Below are 14,403 nucleotides of genomic sequence, written 5' to 3' on the forward strand. Positions count from 1 at the left end.
CGATCAGGCCAGATGCGTCCGGAACCAGTCGATAGTGCGGCTCCAGGCGAGTTCCGCGGCCTCGCGGTCGTAGCGGGGCGTGGAGTCGTTGTGGAAGCCGTGGTTGGTGCCGGGGTAGATATGGGCCTCGTAGGTCTTGCCGTGTTCCTTGAGGGCGGCCTCGTAGGCGGGCCAGCCTTCGTTCACCCGCTCGTCGGTTTCGGCGTAATGGAGGAGCAGGGGCGCCGTGATGCGCGGCATGTCGGCGGGGTTGGCCTGGCGGCCGTAGAAGGGCACGGCGGCCTTGAGGTCCGGGTTCGCGACGGCCGCGGCGTTGGCGACGCCGCCGCCGTAGCAGAAGCCGGTGATGCCGACGTTGCCGTTCGACAGCTCGTGCCCGCGCAGCCAGTCCACGGCGGTCAGGAAGTCGTTCATGAGCTTTTCGGGGTCCACCTGCTGTTGCAGGGCGCGGCCTTCCTCGTCGTTGCCGGGGTAGCCGCCGACCGAGGTCAGGCCATCGGGGGCAAGTGCCAGGAAGCCGGCCTTGGCGAGGCGGCGGGCCACATCCTCGATGTAGGGGTTGAGGCCGCGGTTTTCGTGAACCACGACGACGGCGGGGAAGGGGCCTGCGCCTGCGGTGTCGGGGCCGGGCTGCTGGCCCTCTTGCGGGGTCGCGGGGCGGACGAGATAGGCGCGGACCTCTCCGTTGCCGTCCGGGGAGGGGTAGGTCACGTATTCGGGCAGGATGTCGGGGTCGGTGAACTGGACCTGCTGCGCCTGTGCGTAGTTCGGGCTCATGACCTGGAGGAGCGCCATCGCGGTCATGCCGCCCACCGTGAACTTGCCCGCGCGGTCGAGGAACTCGCGCTTGGTGATCCGGCCATGGGCGTAGCCGTCGTAAAGCTGGAGGAGTTCGGGCGAGAAGTCCTTGGCGGTCAAGCGGGTCATGGCGGCCTCCCTGGCGCTGGTCGTTGACCCCAGGATAGGCCCGCCACGGCCCGCTTCCAGCCGGAGCGGGGCGTGGCGGCGGTGCCATGCCGGGCGGGGATGGGCGGCGGCGGCTTGACCAGGGGCCGGAAGGGGCGCGAACATAACGGAAACTTGTGGAGGCCCCCGTGCCCGATATCCCGACCCTTGCACTGATGATCTGCGTCGCGCTCCTCGTGATGACCGGGGTGGCGCTGCTGCGGGTGCGGGGCGAAGCCGGGCGGCTGCGGGCGGAAGGACAGGCCATGCTGCGGGCGCTGGAGCAGGCGCGCATGGCCGCCGAGGTAGCGCGGACGCAGGCCGAGGCCGAGGCGCGGCTGGTGGACGACCGGGACACCCGCCTGCGGGACATCGCCCGCGAGATCGAGGGGCTGCGCCAGAGCCACCGCGACGCCGAGGGGCGCTGCGCCGATGCCGAGGCCCGCTGCGCCAAGGCCACCGAGGCAGTCGCCCGGCTGGAGAAGGTCGAGAGGGAGCTGCGCGAGGACGTGGCCGGGGTGCGCCGCCTGCTGGCCGAGGCGCAGGAGGGCCATGCCCGGCTGAGCGCGGACCACGCGGCGCTGCGCGCGGACACGGATGGCAAGCTCGTGTCGGCGGCGCGGGAGGTCGAGGCGCTGAAGGCCATCCGCGAGGAGATGACCCGCGAGTTCCGCGATCTGGCCGGGCGGACCCTGCGCGAGACGGGGGCGCAGTTCTCGGAGGTGAACCAGCAGAAGCTGACGGAGCTGCTGACCCCCTTTCGCGAGCAGGTGGGCCGCTTCGAGACCGAGCTGCGGGCCGTGCATCAGGAGGCCGACAAGGACCGCGCCGTGCTGGCCGAGCAGATCCGCGCGCTGTCGGCGCAGGCGCAGGCGGTCGGGCAGGACGCGGCGAACCTCGCCCGCGCGCTCAAGGGCGACAAGCAGCGGCAGGGGGCCTGGGGCGAGGCGCAGCTTGAGCGGTACCTGGAGCTGATGGGCTACCGGCGCGACGTGGATTACATCGTGCAGGCGGGCGTCACGGGCGAGGAGGGGGAGCGGCGGCGGCCGGACCTCGTGCTGCGGCTGCCCGGCGAGAAGGCCCTTGTGATCGACAGCAAGGTATCGCTGTCGGCCTATGCCGAGGCCATCGCTTCGGAGTCCGAGGAGGACCGGGAGCGGTGGCTGCGGCTCCATGCCAGGAACGTCCGCGACCGCATCGACGAGCTGGCGGAGCGCGACTACCAGGGGCTGGTGGACGGCTCGATCGACATGGTTATGCTGTTCATGCCCATCGAGGGCGCGGTGAGCGCCGCCTGGGCCATCGACGGCGAGCTTGCGGCCTATGCGATGTCGAGGGGCGTGGGCCTCGTGTATCCGACGTCGCTCCTCATGGCTCTCAAGACCGTGCGGCATCTGTGGAACGTGGAGAAGCGCAACAGGAACGCGGAGGCCATCGCCGAGCGGGCGGGCAGGCTTTACGACAAGCTCGCCACCTTCATGGACAGCTTCGCGCGGGTGGGGACGGCGCTGGACGACGCGCGCAAGGCCCATGACAAGGCGTTCGGGCAGCTGACCAAGGGCAACGGCAACCTCGTGCGGCAGGTGGAGATGCTGAAGGACCTGGGCGCGCGGACGGGCAAGTCGCTGGGCGTGGCCCATGACGGCGAGGACGCCCCGGAGGCGCTGCCCGAGGAGGCCCAGCGCGTGCTGCCAGCGGCGGAGTAGGGCGTCAGGCGGCGGGCCAGGCCGCCCAGGCGATCAGCGCCAAGGCCAGGAGCCAGAGCGCCACGACCGCCGCAGCCCCGGCCCGGCTGGTCGGGCGGGCGGTGCGGCGGTCGGCCTCGGCCCGGAACTCGGCCATCAGGGCGGGGGGCACGAGGCGCACGGCCAGCAGGATGGCGAAGGGCAGAAGGATCGCCTCGTCCAGAAGGCCCAGGACGGGGATGACATCCGGGATCAGGTCGATGGGCGACAGGGCATAGGCCGCGATGGCGGCGCAGAACGCGCGGGCGGTCCAGGGCACGCGGGGGTCGCGGGCGGCAAGCCAGAGCGCGATCACGTCGCGGCGGATCGCCTTGGCCCAGGCCTTGAGGCGGGCGACGGGCGAGGGACGTGCTGGTTCGGCCATGACGTCTCACCCCTTGGTTCAGCACATCTTGCGTCGCGAAATCGCCGCTACCCAATCCCTGCCACGCTTTCTATGCTGCGGTGCAGGACAAGACCAAGGCCGGACCCATGCGCTGCCCCTTTTGCGGAAACGTCGATACCCAGGTCAAGGACTCGCGCCCGGCCGAGGACCATGTGGCCATCCGGCGGCGGCGGTTCTGCGCGGCCTGCGGGGGGCGCTTCACCACCTATGAGCGGGTGCAGTTGCGCGACCTCGTGGTCCTGAAGGCGAACGGGCGGCGCGAGGATTTCGACCGCGCCAAGCTGGAGCGGTCCATCCGCATCGCCATGCAGAAGCGTCCCATCGACCCCGAGCGGATCGACCAGATGGTGTCGGGCATCGTGCGGCGGCTGGAAAGCTTGGGCGAGACCGACATCTCATCGCGGCAGATCGGGGAGATCGTGATGGAAACCCTCGCCCGGATCGACACGGTCGCCTATGTGCGGTTCGCCAGCGTTTACATGAACTTCCAGGCGGTGGGCGATTTCGACCGCTTCATGTCGGAGCTTCGCCCGCAGGAAAGCCCCGAGGTGTGAGCGAGGCGGAGGACGACCGCTGGATGGCGCTCGCGCTGGCGCTGGGGCGGCGGGGCATGGGGCGGGTCTGGCCGAACCCGGCGGTGGGCTGCGTGATCGTGCGGGGCGGGCGCGTGCTGGGGCGCGGCTGGACGGCGGATGGCGGGCGGCCCCATGCGGAAACGCAGGCGCTGGCGCAGGCTGGGGATGCGCGCGGGGCGACGGCCTATGTGACGCTGGAGCCCTGCGCCCATCACGGACGGACGCCGCCTTGCGCGGAGGCTCTGGTGGCCAGCGGGGTCGCGCGGGTCGTGGTGGCTGTGGGCGACCCGGACCCGCGCGTGGCCGGGCGGGGGATCGCCATTCTGCAGGCTGCGGGGATCGCGGTCACGACCGGCGTGCGGGAGGCCGAGGCGCGGGCCGACCATGCGGGGTTCCTGCGGCGCGTGACCGAGGGGCGGCCTTGGCTGACGCTCAAGCTCGCGGCGTCGCTGGATGGGCGGATCGCGACGGCGACGGGGGAAAGCCAGTGGATCACGGGACCGGCTGCCCGCGCGCGGGTCCATGCGCTGCGGGCGCGCCATGACGCGGTGCTGGTGGGCGCTGGCACGGCGCGGGACGACGACCCGCTTCTGACCGTGCGCGGCATGGGCGAGAGGCCCCAGCCGGTGCGGGTGGTGCTGAGCCGCGACCTGCGGCTGCCGCTGGACGGGCAGTTGGCCCGGACCGCCCGCGCGGTGCCGCTCTGGCTGCTGCACGCCGCAGGAGCCGATGCCGCCCCCTGGGAGGCGCTGGGCGTGCGCTGCCTGCCCTGTCCGGTTGAGGCGGGCACCCTGGACCTGCGCGGGGCCTTGGAGGTGCTGGCCGCGCAGGGGATCACGCGGGTTTTCTGCGAAGGGGGCGGGCAGGTGGCGGCGAGCCTTCTGGACGGGGATCTGGTGGACGAGCTGGTGTTGTTCCAGGCGGGCGTGGCGCTGGGGGCCGAGGGGCGGCCCATGCTGGGAGCGCTGGGGATCGAACGGCTGGCCGAGGCGCCGCGCCTGCGGCTGGCGGGCATGGAGGCGATCGGGGGAGACGTGATGTCCCGGTGGACGCACGGCTGAGCAAATCCTCCGCTTGGGTCGGACGCCCTGACCGGGGTGCGTGCCGATGAGGCGGCAGTGTCCTTGGCGTCAGGGAATGGGCGCCTAGAGAGGACTGGCGGCCCGACGCCGTGCGAAGGGGCAGGGCGGGGCGAGATGTCTGCGGGCGAAGGTGCATCGTTCGCGTTGACGCTGCGGGAGGGGCCTTGCGGGGCCTGCCGGGGCACCCTACCTCTGATCCCGGCGGGCTTCTGCTCTTCACGTGAACGGGCTCGATTCCAGTGGCCTATAATGACTCCGAGGGAGTTGGCTCTGGTCAGGTCCAGGCCTGATCACCTGACGCCCACCTGTAAACACAGGTCCTCGGGAAACGTCGCCTCCACGGTTGCTGCGGTTCCCGCCACCGCCATACCCTTTCGCTGGGCGAGGGCCGCTAGAGGCCCTGTTCGGGCCGGCGCTGATGGACCCGGAGACGGATGCCACGCGCCCGGCGGCGGGCCAGGGCCATGAGAATGACCCCGATGCCGAGGCAGGCTGCGCATTGCATGTGATCGTCTCCCGGTCGAGCCGGGTCCAGCTAGAAGGGGCCAGGTTGAAGGGGGGTTAACCTGCGAAAGCCTCGGGCCGCGCGTCGCGGGCCATGTGGTCGAGCACGGCGTTCACGAACGCCTTTTCGCGCCCTTCGGGGTAGAAGGCCTCGGCAATGGACAGGTATTCGGTGATGACCACCTTGGGCGGCGTGTCGGTGGCGACCAGTTCGGCCCCGGCGGCACGGAACAGGGCCCGGAGCGTGGGGTCGATGCGGCCGATGGGCCATTTCGCGACCAGCGCGCGGTCGGTCATCTGATCGATCCGGCCCTGGTGGTTCACCGCTTCGGAGGTGATCTTGCGGAACAGGTCCACATGACCTTCGGCCATCTCGGCCTCGTCGATCACTTCACCGAAACGGTGTGTCTCGAACTCGCGGGAGACGGTGTCGACCGAGGTTCCGGCCGCTTCCATCTGAAACAAGGCCTGCACGGCATAGAGCCGCGCGACCGAGCGCGTGCGGCGTTTGTCCTCGGCCTTCATTCGGAGGCTCCCAGGCGGCCCTGGAGGAAGCCCAGAGCCTTTTCGGGCCGGGCGAAGCGACGGGACAACTGATAGAGGTGCAGCGCCGCCGCGGCCGCGCCCCCGCCCTTGTTCTGGCCCTCGGGCTCGGCGCGGACGCGGGCCTGCTCCTCGTTCTCGACGGTGAGGATGCCGTTGCCGATGCAGTGCCCCTGGAGGCCCAGGATCGTCAGGCCATGGGCGGACTCCTCGACCACGGTGTCATAATGCGTGGTTTCGCCCCGGATGACGCAGCCCAGGGCCACGAAGGCGTGGTATTCGCCCAGGCGCGCGGCCATGCCGATGGCAGGCGCGATCTCGAGAGCGCCGGGCACCTCCACGGTCTCGTGGGTGGCGCCCCAGGCCTCGATCTCGGTGCGGGCGCCCCCGAGGAGGGCCGCGGCGATGTCGCTGTAGTAGGGGGAGACGACGATCAGCACCTTGGGGGGCTTGATGTCGAAATGGCCACGTTCAAGGCCCTGCGTCTGCGCTCCGGCCATGGTCAGCCTTCTCCTTCGGTGATCTTGCGGGTGCCCGCGATCTCGAGGCCGTAGGCGTCGAGGCCGATGACGCGGGGGCGGGGGCTGTTGGTGAGCAGGATGATGCGCGACAGGCCGAGCGACGACAGGATCTGCGCGCCGAGGCCATACTGGCGGAGCGTCTGGGGTGACGCCTCGGCGCCGCCGAGCTTCATGTGGAGGTCGCGCAGCAGGATGATCGCGCCGCGGCCTTCGTCGGCGATGAGGCGCATGGCGTCCTGGAATTCGTGGGCGCGGCCCACGCCGCCCGTGCCGACGAGATCGAGGAGCGGATCGAAGGCGTGCATCCGCACGAGGACGGGCTCGTCGCCGGAGATGTCGCCCTTGACGAGGGCCACATGCTCGGCCCCCTGGATCTGGTCGGTGTAGATGCGCAGCGTCCAGTCGCCCCCGAACTCGGACTGGATGGTCCGTTCGGAGGAAACGCGCACGAGGTTGTCGTGGCGGCGACGGTAGGCGATGAGGTCCGAGATGGTGCCGACCTTGATGCCGTGCCGCTGGGCAAAGGCCACCAGTTCGGGCAGGCGGGCCATGGAGCCATCCTCGTTCATGACCTCGCAGATCACGCCGGACGGGTTGAGGCCTGCGAGCCGGGCGATGTCCACGGCGGCCTCGGTGTGGCCGGCACGGACGAGGACGCCGCCGTCGCGGGCGCGCAGGGGGAAGACGTGGCCGGGGGTGGCCAGATCCTCGCGCCCGCGGGCGGCGTCGATGGCGACCGCGATCGTGTGGGCGCGGTCATGCGCCGAGATGCCGGTCGAGATGCCTTCGCGCGCTTCGATGGAGATGGTGAAGGCGGTTTCGTGACGCGAGGAGTTCTGGGAGGCCATCAACGGCAGGCCGAGCTCGTCCACGCGACGCTCGGTCAGGGCGAGGCAGACGAGGCCCCGGCATTCGCGGGCCATGAAGTTGATCTTTTCGGGCGTGGCCATCTGGGCGGGGATGATCACGTCGCCCTCGTTCTCGCGGTCTTCGTGGTCCACGAGGACGACCATGCGGCCGTTGCGCGCTTCCTCGAGGATGTCCTCGGTCGAGGAGATCGCGTCTGCCCAGTCGCGTTCGACGGGGCCGGGCTGTTCATAGGTGAGGGTCATGGCGTCGGCCTCCTGTCCAAGGCCGCAGATAGCCGAGGGGGGCCGGGATGGGAAGAGGCGGGCGCGGTGCGGCGCTGGAGGGCGCCTGTGCCCCTGCGCAGGGCAGATGCCGGTGCCCAAACGAATGGGGGCGGCCCCGCGTGGGACCGCCCCCGATGACGTTCGCGTGCGGGACGCGGGTCAGATCAGGAAGATGTCGTCGGCCGTCAGGGTCGGGTTGCCGCTGAACGTGGCCAGAAGGGTTTCCCCGCCCGCGCCGCTGCCGTTGGCATCGAAGAAGAGCTGGTCGGTCGTGGTGTTGAAGACGAACCGGTCGTTGGCGTCGTTGCCCTGGTTGTCGGTGCCGGTCGAGAAGCGGTCTGCCGCCAGTTGGCCCGGCTGGAGGGCCAGAAGGAAGCCGGACGCGTCGATGCGGATGCGGTCGTCGTTGTTCGCCCCGGTTCCGAAATCCACGATGCGGTCGCCGCCCTGGTCGCGGGCGGTGTACTCGAACGCATCGCTGCCCGCGCCGCCGATCAGCCGGTCCGCGCCGGTGCCGCCACGCAGGACGTCACCGCCCGTGCCCCCCGAGAGGTTGTCCGCGCCGCCGCCGCCGCGCAGTTCGTCGTTGCCGGCCTGGCCCGAAAGGCCGTTGGAGCCGTTGTTGCCGACGAGGATGTTGGCGCGGCCGTTGCCGGTGCCGCTGATGGCGGCCTGGCCCTGGAGGGTCAGGTTCTCAACGCCGTAGCCCAGCGCGTAGGAGATGGTGGACATGACCGTATCGATGCCGCCCGCGGGGGCGTTGGTCCGCTCGAACACCACGTCGCCGGCGCTGTTGACCATGTAGCGGTCGTTGCCGTTGCCGCCGATCAGGATGTCGTTGCCCAGCCCGCCATCGAGCGTGTCGTTGCCGCCCGCGCCGTCGAGGATGTTGGTGCCGTCATTGCCGGTCATGATGTTGTTGGCGGCGTTGCCGGTGCCGTTGAGGTCCTCGGTGCCGATCAGGGTCAGCCGCTCGAACCCGGCCTCGAGGATCCAGGACGTCCCGGCGAACACGGTGTCGATCCCGCCGGCCGGAGTCAGGTCGGCCTCCCCGATGTTGTCGGTTTCGCTGAACACGAAGTACCTGTCGTTGCCGGCGCCGCCCCGCATGATGTCGCCATCCGGGCCGCCGTTCAGGCTGTCGTTGCCGCCGCCGCCATAAAGCGTGTCAACGCCGGCCTCGCCACGGAGCGTGTCGTCGCCCCCGGCTCCCGACAGGAAATCCGAACCGGCTGTGCCGGTCAGGCTGTCGGCACCCGGGGTTCCGATCAAACTGGCCATCTTTAAGTCCTCCGTCATTCCTTTGGGGGCAGAGGGTCAGGGGCGCGCCCGGAGTCCGGGTCCATGCCGCCATGCCCTCGGATGCCGGTCCCCCCAACGCCCGGCATCTGCAACGAAGATCGTTCCGGGACGGGGACAATCAATGCTCCGTCAGGCAAATCCTGACACGGCGGGGGCCCGGTGGCCGCCATGACGGGGGCTGCGTCGATCCCTGTCGGACAGGGTGGCGAGCCTTGGCGCGCGACGGGTTGGCACCGCTGCGCGACGTCAGCGGAGCGGTGCGAAATAGGCCTCTCCCGACAGGAACCCCGCCAGCCTCCCGGCTTCGGTCCAGGCCCGTTCCCCGTCGGTTTCGCCCACGAGGACCACGCGGTCGGGCGGGTGGCCACGGTCACGCAGCACGGCGTGCAGATGGTCGCGTGTGGCGGACCACGAGGACGCGGGCGCTGGGGCGGGGTGGGCCGCATCGAGGGGCGCGAGCGTCAGGACCGTCCGGGGGTGGAGCGGCGGGTGGACGAGGGCCGTCCGGTCGCAGGGCGGAAGCGACCCGAGCCGGGCGAGGCGGTCGTCGGGGAGGTGGTCGGTCGGGCGCAGCAGCCGCAGCGCGTTGGTCGAGAACAGGAACGCGACGATGTCGTGCCCGGTGGTCGCCCGGATGCCGGCATAGGTGCGGTAGGGCAGGCCCAGCGCCTTGGCGCGGGCGACGCGCAGGCGCACGACCTCGATGGGGAGGGTGGGCAGCAGCGCCTCGCGCGAGCGGGCCCAGGCGAAGCGCCGCCAAGAGGCCCCATCGTCGAGCGAGGGGCCGTTGTTGTGGCCGATGCCGGGGGTCAGGCCCATTCCCGAAGGCGCGCGACGTAGCGGGCCATGGTGTCCACCTCGAGGTTGACCGGCTGGCCGGGTCGCAGGGCGCCCCAGGTCGTGACCTCCTTGGTGTGGGGGATCAGGTTCACGCCGAAGGTCGCGCCCTCGACCTCGTTGACGGTGAGCGAGATGCCGTCGAGCGCCACCGAGCCCTTGGGGGCGATGAAGCGCGCCAGCGATTCAGGGGCGCGGAGGGTGACGCGGGTGCTGTCGCCTTCGGTGCGCAGGTCCACGATCTCGGCCACGCCGTCCACATGGCCCGAGACGATATGGCCCCCGAGCTCGTCCCCGACCTTGAGCGCGCGTTCGAGGTTGATGCGGCGGCCGGGGCCCCAGGCGTTGTGGCCGATGCTGGTCTTGTCCAGCGTTTCGGCCGACACCTGCACCTCGAACCAGGGGCGGGGCTCGTGGCCCTTGGCGACCACCGTGAGGCAGACGCCGTCGCAGGAGATGGACGCGCCGATGTCGATGCGATCCACGTCGTAGCGGGTGGCGATGCGGGCGCGCAGGTCGCCCTCGCGCTGGACGGCGAGGATCTCGCCCTGGTCGGTGACGATGCCTGTGAACATGGGAACGGCCCTCCGGCGCTGTAGCTAGACCGCCCGCGCCCGGCGCGCAACCGTGGCGGCCGGTCGCGCCCCGGGTCGGAGGGGAGCGGCCCGGTGCGGACGAAGGATGTGGTGGTCCGTCCGGCGCTGCCGGGCGCCGGTCGGGGCCGTTGGAGGGGGCTGTTCGAGCGGGCCGCGTCGTGCCACGATTTCCCCATGCAGCCCCTTCGGTATTCCATCAACGTGACGCTGGATGGCTGCTGCGATCACCGCGCGATCGTCCCGGACGAGGAAATGCACCGCCACTCCAGCGCAATCATCGCCCGGGCGGATGCGATCATTCTGGGCCGCGTCACCTATGGGATGATGGAGGAAGCCTGGCGCCCGGTGGCCCGGACAGGCGAACGGCCGGACTGGATGCCCGACTGGATGGAGGACTTTGCCCGGACCATCGACGCGGCGCGGAAGTATGTGGTGTCCGACACCCTGGCCGGCGTGGACTGGAACGCGGAACTGGTGCGCGGGGATCGCCTGGAGGCGACCGTCCGGGATCTCAGGCGGCAGCCGGGTCGGGGGCTTTACGTGGGGGGCGTGACGCTCCCTCTCGCGCTGGCGGAGCTGGGGCTGATCGACGAATATGAGTTCATCGTGCATCCCCGGCTGGCGGGTCACGGACCCACGCCGTTCGCGGGTCTGTCGCGGGTCGTGGACCTGAGGCTTGTCGAGCGGCAGGAATTCGGCTCGGGCGCGGTCGTCCTGCGGTACGTGCCTGCGGCCTAGGGCTGAGTCCCCTCGCGCGTGGCCCTGTCCCGAGAGGGGCGTTGGCTGGTCAGGCGTGGGGACAGGAACGCCCGGGGATGTGAGCGGGCGTTGCTTGACCCCGCCGGCCGGAATGGCGAGATTCGCGGGATGCCGTTGCCCCAGCCCGCCCTCGACCTGCCCGCGCCTCCGCCGCGCCCCGGCCAGCTTTTGGCGCGGGGGGTGTGCCGGCACCTGCTCAGCCACGACTTCGTCACCGTCGAGGAGATGACGCCCACGCCCGGCCTGCGGGTGGACGTGATGGCGCTGGGCCCCAAGGGGGAGCTTTGGGTGGTGGAGTGCAAGTCCTCGCGCGCGGACTTCATGTCGGACGGGAAATGGCAGGGCTACCTGGAGTTCTGCGACCGCTTCTTCTGGGCGGTGGACCAGGACTTTCCGGTGGAGCTGCTGCCCGACGACACCGGGCTGATCGTGGCGGACCACTACGACGCCGAGATCGTGCGGATGGGGCCCGAGCTGAAGCTGAACGGAGCGCGGCGCAAGGGGCTGGTGCACAGGTTCGCCCGCCATGCCGCCTTGCGGTGGCACGGCGCGCGCGATCCGGGGCTGGGCCTGCGCTGAGCCCTAGCGGCGCGGCTTGGACATGCCGCGCGCCATCTCGGCCGCCGCGCGGATCTCCTCGGCGATCTCGAGGGCTTCCTCGGGCTCGAAGTCGAGCGGAAGCTCGACGCCTCCGTCGGCCTCCACGTAGATGCGGACCATCCCGAGGGAGGTCGGACCGATCTGAAGGTTGGCCGAGACCTCGCTTTGCTTGTCGATGCCCATGGTGTTCTCCCGTCGTGGTCTCAGGGGCGGGCGTAGCGCGGTCCGGGTGCATCCCGCAAGGGCCCTTGCATTCGACCGGGCAGGCCGCTAGATCGCCCCCTGAGTGCCGACATAGCTCAGTTGGTTAGAGCACCAGATTGTGGATCTGGGGGTCCCCCGTTCGAGCCGGGGTGTCGGTACCATCCAAGTTCCTGAGATTGTTGAGCCCGATCGGTGCCCTGGCAGCACCATGTGCGTCAGCTCGCAAATCGGTTCGCAAGACCCCGTCGCGGCCCTCGTTCCGGCCGATCTTCACCCAACGTCAGCTTGCCGCGTCAGGAGCCTCGGCCCGACCTCCTTGTCAGGACGAGATCGAGCGAGCGACGAACCATGGGACGAACGGTAAAGGACCTGAAAGGGCTGCCTGACTGGCTCCTGATGCAGTCGGAGGAGCAGGATGTCGCTTGTACGGGCCTGCCGGATGGCCATCGATCTTGGGCAGCTTCCTGAACCCGAAATTCTGGCAGGTTACCAACGGTGGAATCGTCAAGAGATCGATCGCTGTCGCGTTAGGACACCGGCTGCTCTGCCCGGTCAGCCTGAACTTGGGCCGTTCGCGGATCCCCTTCTGGACGCCATCATGTCTGCGAGGGCTCACCGATGAAACTCGACATCCCCTGCGTCCATGCGAAGCGGAAGCGTCTCGCGTCCGGCCAGATTCGGACCTACTATGATCACCGGGCGACGGGAAAGCGCCTGCCGGACGATCCGGAGTCCCACGTCATCCGACGGAAGTTGAACGAGAAGCCGATCGGCGTGGCGCCCGCCGCTCGTACCTTCCGAAATCTCAAGACTGAGCACATCGTCTCCACGGACTTCATCGCGCTTCGCGACAGCACGCGCTCGGAGTACGAGTGGCACATCGCCTCCTTGGAGCCCGTCCTGGGGCCGTTTCCGGTGTTCGCGATTCAGCCGATTCACGCGGAGACGCTGATGCAGAAGTTCGCCCAGAGGCCGGCGCTGGCCAAGGCCACCCGTCGGACCCTTTTACCATGCTCAGCTATGCGGCGCATCTCCTGCGATGAATTTCCCTGAACCCGCTGGTACTGCCCAAGAGGCGAGGCGGAAAGAAGGCGCCATCGATTGGACAGAAGCGGTATGAGGAACACGAGATCGAAGCGTTCCGGCTCGTGAACCCGCTTCGAACCCGGGCTCGGCTTGCCTGCGACATCGCGCTCGGGACGGCCTTGCGCCGCGAGGACCTGAGCCGGGCGCGGGTGGCCGACCTGATGCAGGCAACGTTTGGGATCATTGCCGGCAAGAATGGCGAGACGATCATCCTTTCGGTGACCGTGATGATGCGGGAAGCATGCCTCGCGTACGTCGCCGCGCGCAAGGACGCTGGCCTGCTCGAATCCAAGTATGCGCTGTGTTCGGAAGGCGGAACGCAGTTTCAAAAAGGACGGTCTCGCCAGACATGGAGGAAGCCTTCGACAGGGCTGGCTTCGACAAGAACCAGCGCATCCATGCCCTCCGCTACACGGCAGCCACGCGTCTCCTCGAGACCGGTTTCCCGTATCATTCGATTCAGGAGCTTACGGGTCATCGCATGGCAGAAATGGCCAAGAAATGTACAGAGAGGAAGCACCAGGCGCCGGTCGTCGCGCAGACGTTCGACAGGCTGGATGCCATGACATCTGCTCAGGATAATGAAGCCGAGGCTGGAGGGGACGCGTTCGAAACATCACAGCCTGGAGCTAGCGCGAACCCGAACTCCAGGACGATGGTGCCCTCTCCGTCCAAGCCTCGTGCGGTTCGGCTGGGGAGCGATCCGACCGATCGGCCGAGCCGGAGCATTCCTAGGAGGCTGCCCCGTGCTCAGTAGCCGGATCCGGTGAGCCGCCAGCGGTCTCGCTCGCCATCTTCGAAGAGGGGAGCCATCCTGGCCAGATCGTCTGCGTCCCAAAGTGATCTTACAAACCATTCGAACGGGCTCCGGCAGACGGCGGCGCAGTGGCTCGATCCGCACCGGCTGGAGGGCTCTGCTGATGGGTCATCGGCCGGGGGTCCTGCAATGCTTCGTTTCCTTGCCTGCCCTGAACACGAGCGCGAGGGTCTCGGCCGGCAAGGATTTGGCCGTCTCGGCAAATGCGGCCAGCTCCGCCGAGTGCGGGTCCCGGCCGGGCGCCTCGACAGCTTAGTCAGGCTCAATGAGCACATAGCTCATGGAACCTTTGTGCGGCCATATCGGCAATAGCGGACGGTTCTCGGTCCGAGCAGCCAGCGGTTTCGCCACCTGCCCCGGGGCCGTGTGCCGGTCGAGAACCGATGTGATGTTTCCGTCGTCCTGAACGGAGTCGTCGCTGGCGATGCCGGGAGGCTCCCGCATCCACGGGGGGAGCAAGATTCCGTGTGCATCGGTTACCACCGGCGCATCCCTCGGCGGAGGCTGGCTCGTCAGGATACTGCGGCCATGCTGCTGACCTGAGATCTCCTCGGACGGAGGCACAAGCCCCAGCGATTGTCCCGGTGGCCCCGATCAGGGCACACAGGATCCGAGTGCCAGAGGACGAGCGAAGGCATGAAGCTCGTCCGTCAGAACCTGCTCAACCAGTCCGGCTATGCCCCCTATCGCGGAGCCTAAGAGCCTGACCCGAAAAGAGTTGAGCGACATCAGCGGGTTGTGACTCCGTCTGGCGGCCAAGCACGACGGA

Annotated in this window: 16 protein-coding genes, 1 tRNA gene and 1 other RNA gene; 9 read left to right on the forward strand and 9 right to left on the reverse strand. The window is 69.4% G+C overall.

The genetic code is table 11. The features are described from left to right. Positions 1-3: 3 nt before the first annotated feature. Positions 4-927 (reverse strand): YghX family hydrolase, encoded by a 924-nt coding sequence (gene yghX, locus FHG66_RS04545; protein WP_139075488.1) that lies wholly within the window; start codon positions 925-927, stop codon positions 4-6. A gap of 167 nt (positions 928-1,094) precedes the next feature. Here yghX and FHG66_RS04550 point away from each other — a divergent pair, with 167 nt between their 5' ends. Next, complete coding sequence (locus FHG66_RS04550; protein WP_139075489.1) at positions 1,095-2,651, forward strand: DNA recombination protein RmuC; 1,557 nt, start codon at positions 1,095-1,097, stop codon at positions 2,649-2,651. 4 nt (positions 2,652-2,655) lie between these two features. Here FHG66_RS04550 and FHG66_RS04555 read toward each other — a convergent pair whose 3' ends face one another. Beyond that, positions 2,656-3,054, reverse strand: coding sequence for a YkvA family protein (locus FHG66_RS04555; RefSeq protein ID WP_139075490.1), 399 nt, complete (start codon positions 3,052-3,054; stop codon positions 2,656-2,658). Between the two features lie 107 nt (positions 3,055-3,161). On the opposite strand from FHG66_RS04555, the gene nrdR reads away from it, so the two are divergent. The 3 genes from nrdR (at position 3,162) to ssrS (ending at position 5,091) form a co-directional block, all read left to right on the forward strand. Next, a complete protein-coding gene (gene nrdR, locus FHG66_RS04560; RefSeq protein WP_139075491.1) occupies positions 3,162-3,629 on the forward strand; it encodes a transcriptional regulator NrdR in 468 nt (155 codons plus the stop codon). Further along, positions 3,626-4,711, forward strand: a complete 1,086-nt coding sequence (gene ribD, locus FHG66_RS04565) for a bifunctional diaminohydroxyphosphoribosylaminopyrimidine deaminase/5-amino-6-(5-phosphoribosylamino)uracil reductase RibD (RefSeq protein ID WP_246082453.1) — start codon at positions 3,626-3,628, stop codon at positions 4,709-4,711. The genes nrdR and ribD overlap by 4 nt, the downstream gene beginning before the upstream one ends. A gap of 224 nt (positions 4,712-4,935) precedes the next feature. Next, a non-coding RNA gene (ssrS, locus tag FHG66_RS04570) (6S RNA) lies at positions 4,936-5,091 on the forward strand. A 202-nt stretch (positions 5,092-5,293) separates the two neighbouring features. Here ssrS and nusB read toward each other — a convergent pair. From nusB to FHG66_RS04600, 6 genes are all read right to left on the reverse strand, one after another. Continuing rightward, positions 5,294-5,761 (reverse strand): transcription antitermination factor NusB, encoded by a 468-nt coding sequence (gene nusB / locus FHG66_RS04575; RefSeq protein WP_139075492.1) that lies wholly within the window; start codon positions 5,759-5,761, stop codon positions 5,294-5,296. Further along, the gene (locus tag FHG66_RS04580; RefSeq protein WP_139075493.1) at positions 5,758-6,279 is read right to left on the reverse strand and encodes a 6,7-dimethyl-8-ribityllumazine synthase; all 522 of its coding nucleotides are present in this window, start codon (positions 6,277-6,279) and stop codon (positions 5,758-5,760) included. Before FHG66_RS04580 ends, nusB begins: the two co-directional genes overlap by 4 nt. Positions 6,280-6,281: 2 nt before the next feature. Then, on the reverse strand, positions 6,282-7,412 hold the full coding sequence (ribB, locus tag FHG66_RS04585; RefSeq protein WP_139075494.1) for a 3,4-dihydroxy-2-butanone-4-phosphate synthase: 1,131 nt from the start codon (positions 7,410-7,412) through the stop codon (positions 6,282-6,284). 180 nt (positions 7,413-7,592) lie between these two features. Continuing rightward, a complete protein-coding gene (locus tag FHG66_RS04590; protein WP_176556122.1) occupies positions 7,593-8,714 on the reverse strand; it encodes a calcium-binding protein in 1,122 nt (373 codons plus the stop codon). Between the two features lie 267 nt (positions 8,715-8,981). Further along, the gene (locus FHG66_RS04595; protein ID WP_246082454.1) at positions 8,982-9,554 is read right to left on the reverse strand and encodes a hypothetical protein; all 573 of its coding nucleotides are present in this window, start codon (positions 9,552-9,554) and stop codon (positions 8,982-8,984) included. Then, positions 9,545-10,147 (reverse strand): riboflavin synthase, encoded by a 603-nt coding sequence (locus FHG66_RS04600; protein WP_139075496.1) that lies wholly within the window; start codon positions 10,145-10,147, stop codon positions 9,545-9,547. Before FHG66_RS04600 ends, FHG66_RS04595 begins: the two co-directional genes overlap by 10 nt. Before the next feature lie 93 nt (positions 10,148-10,240). Between FHG66_RS04600 and FHG66_RS04605 the strand changes: the two genes are divergently transcribed. Both FHG66_RS04605 and FHG66_RS04610 read left to right on the forward strand, forming a co-directional pair. Continuing rightward, positions 10,241-10,906 carry a dihydrofolate reductase family protein gene (locus tag FHG66_RS04605; protein WP_218013789.1) on the forward strand — a complete coding sequence of 222 codons (666 nt, stop codon included), beginning with the start codon at positions 10,241-10,243 and terminating at the stop codon, positions 10,904-10,906. Between the two features lie 129 nt (positions 10,907-11,035). Next, positions 11,036-11,506 (forward strand): MmcB family DNA repair protein, encoded by a 471-nt coding sequence (locus FHG66_RS04610; RefSeq protein WP_139075531.1) that lies wholly within the window; start codon positions 11,036-11,038, stop codon positions 11,504-11,506. 3 nt (positions 11,507-11,509) lie between these two features. On the opposite strand, the gene FHG66_RS04615 is transcribed toward FHG66_RS04610, so the two are convergent. Continuing rightward, positions 11,510-11,710 (reverse strand): DUF6324 family protein, encoded by a 201-nt coding sequence (locus FHG66_RS04615; protein ID WP_139075497.1) that lies wholly within the window; start codon positions 11,708-11,710, stop codon positions 11,510-11,512. Positions 11,711-11,815: 105 nt separating this feature from the next. Here FHG66_RS04615 and FHG66_RS04620 point away from each other — a divergent pair. The 3 genes from FHG66_RS04620 to FHG66_RS22840 all read left to right on the forward strand — a co-directional run bounded on the left by FHG66_RS04620 (position 11,816) and on the right by FHG66_RS22840 (position 13,574). After that, positions 11,816-11,892: transfer RNA gene (locus FHG66_RS04620), tRNA-His, on the forward strand. 457 nt (positions 11,893-12,349) lie between these two features. Beyond that, complete coding sequence (locus tag FHG66_RS04625) at positions 12,350-12,784, forward strand: hypothetical protein (RefSeq protein WP_139075498.1); 435 nt, start codon at positions 12,350-12,352, stop codon at positions 12,782-12,784. A gap of 274 nt (positions 12,785-13,058) precedes the next feature. Continuing rightward, a complete protein-coding gene (locus FHG66_RS22840) occupies positions 13,059-13,574 on the forward strand; it encodes a tyrosine-type recombinase/integrase (RefSeq protein WP_139075499.1) in 516 nt (171 codons plus the stop codon). Positions 13,575-14,403 lie beyond the last annotated feature (829 nt).

Origin of the sequence: Rubellimicrobium rubrum, from assembly GCF_006152115.1 — a bacterium.
GTDB classification, from domain to species: Bacteria; Pseudomonadota; Alphaproteobacteria; order Rhodobacterales; family Rhodobacteraceae; genus Rubellimicrobium; species Rubellimicrobium rubrum.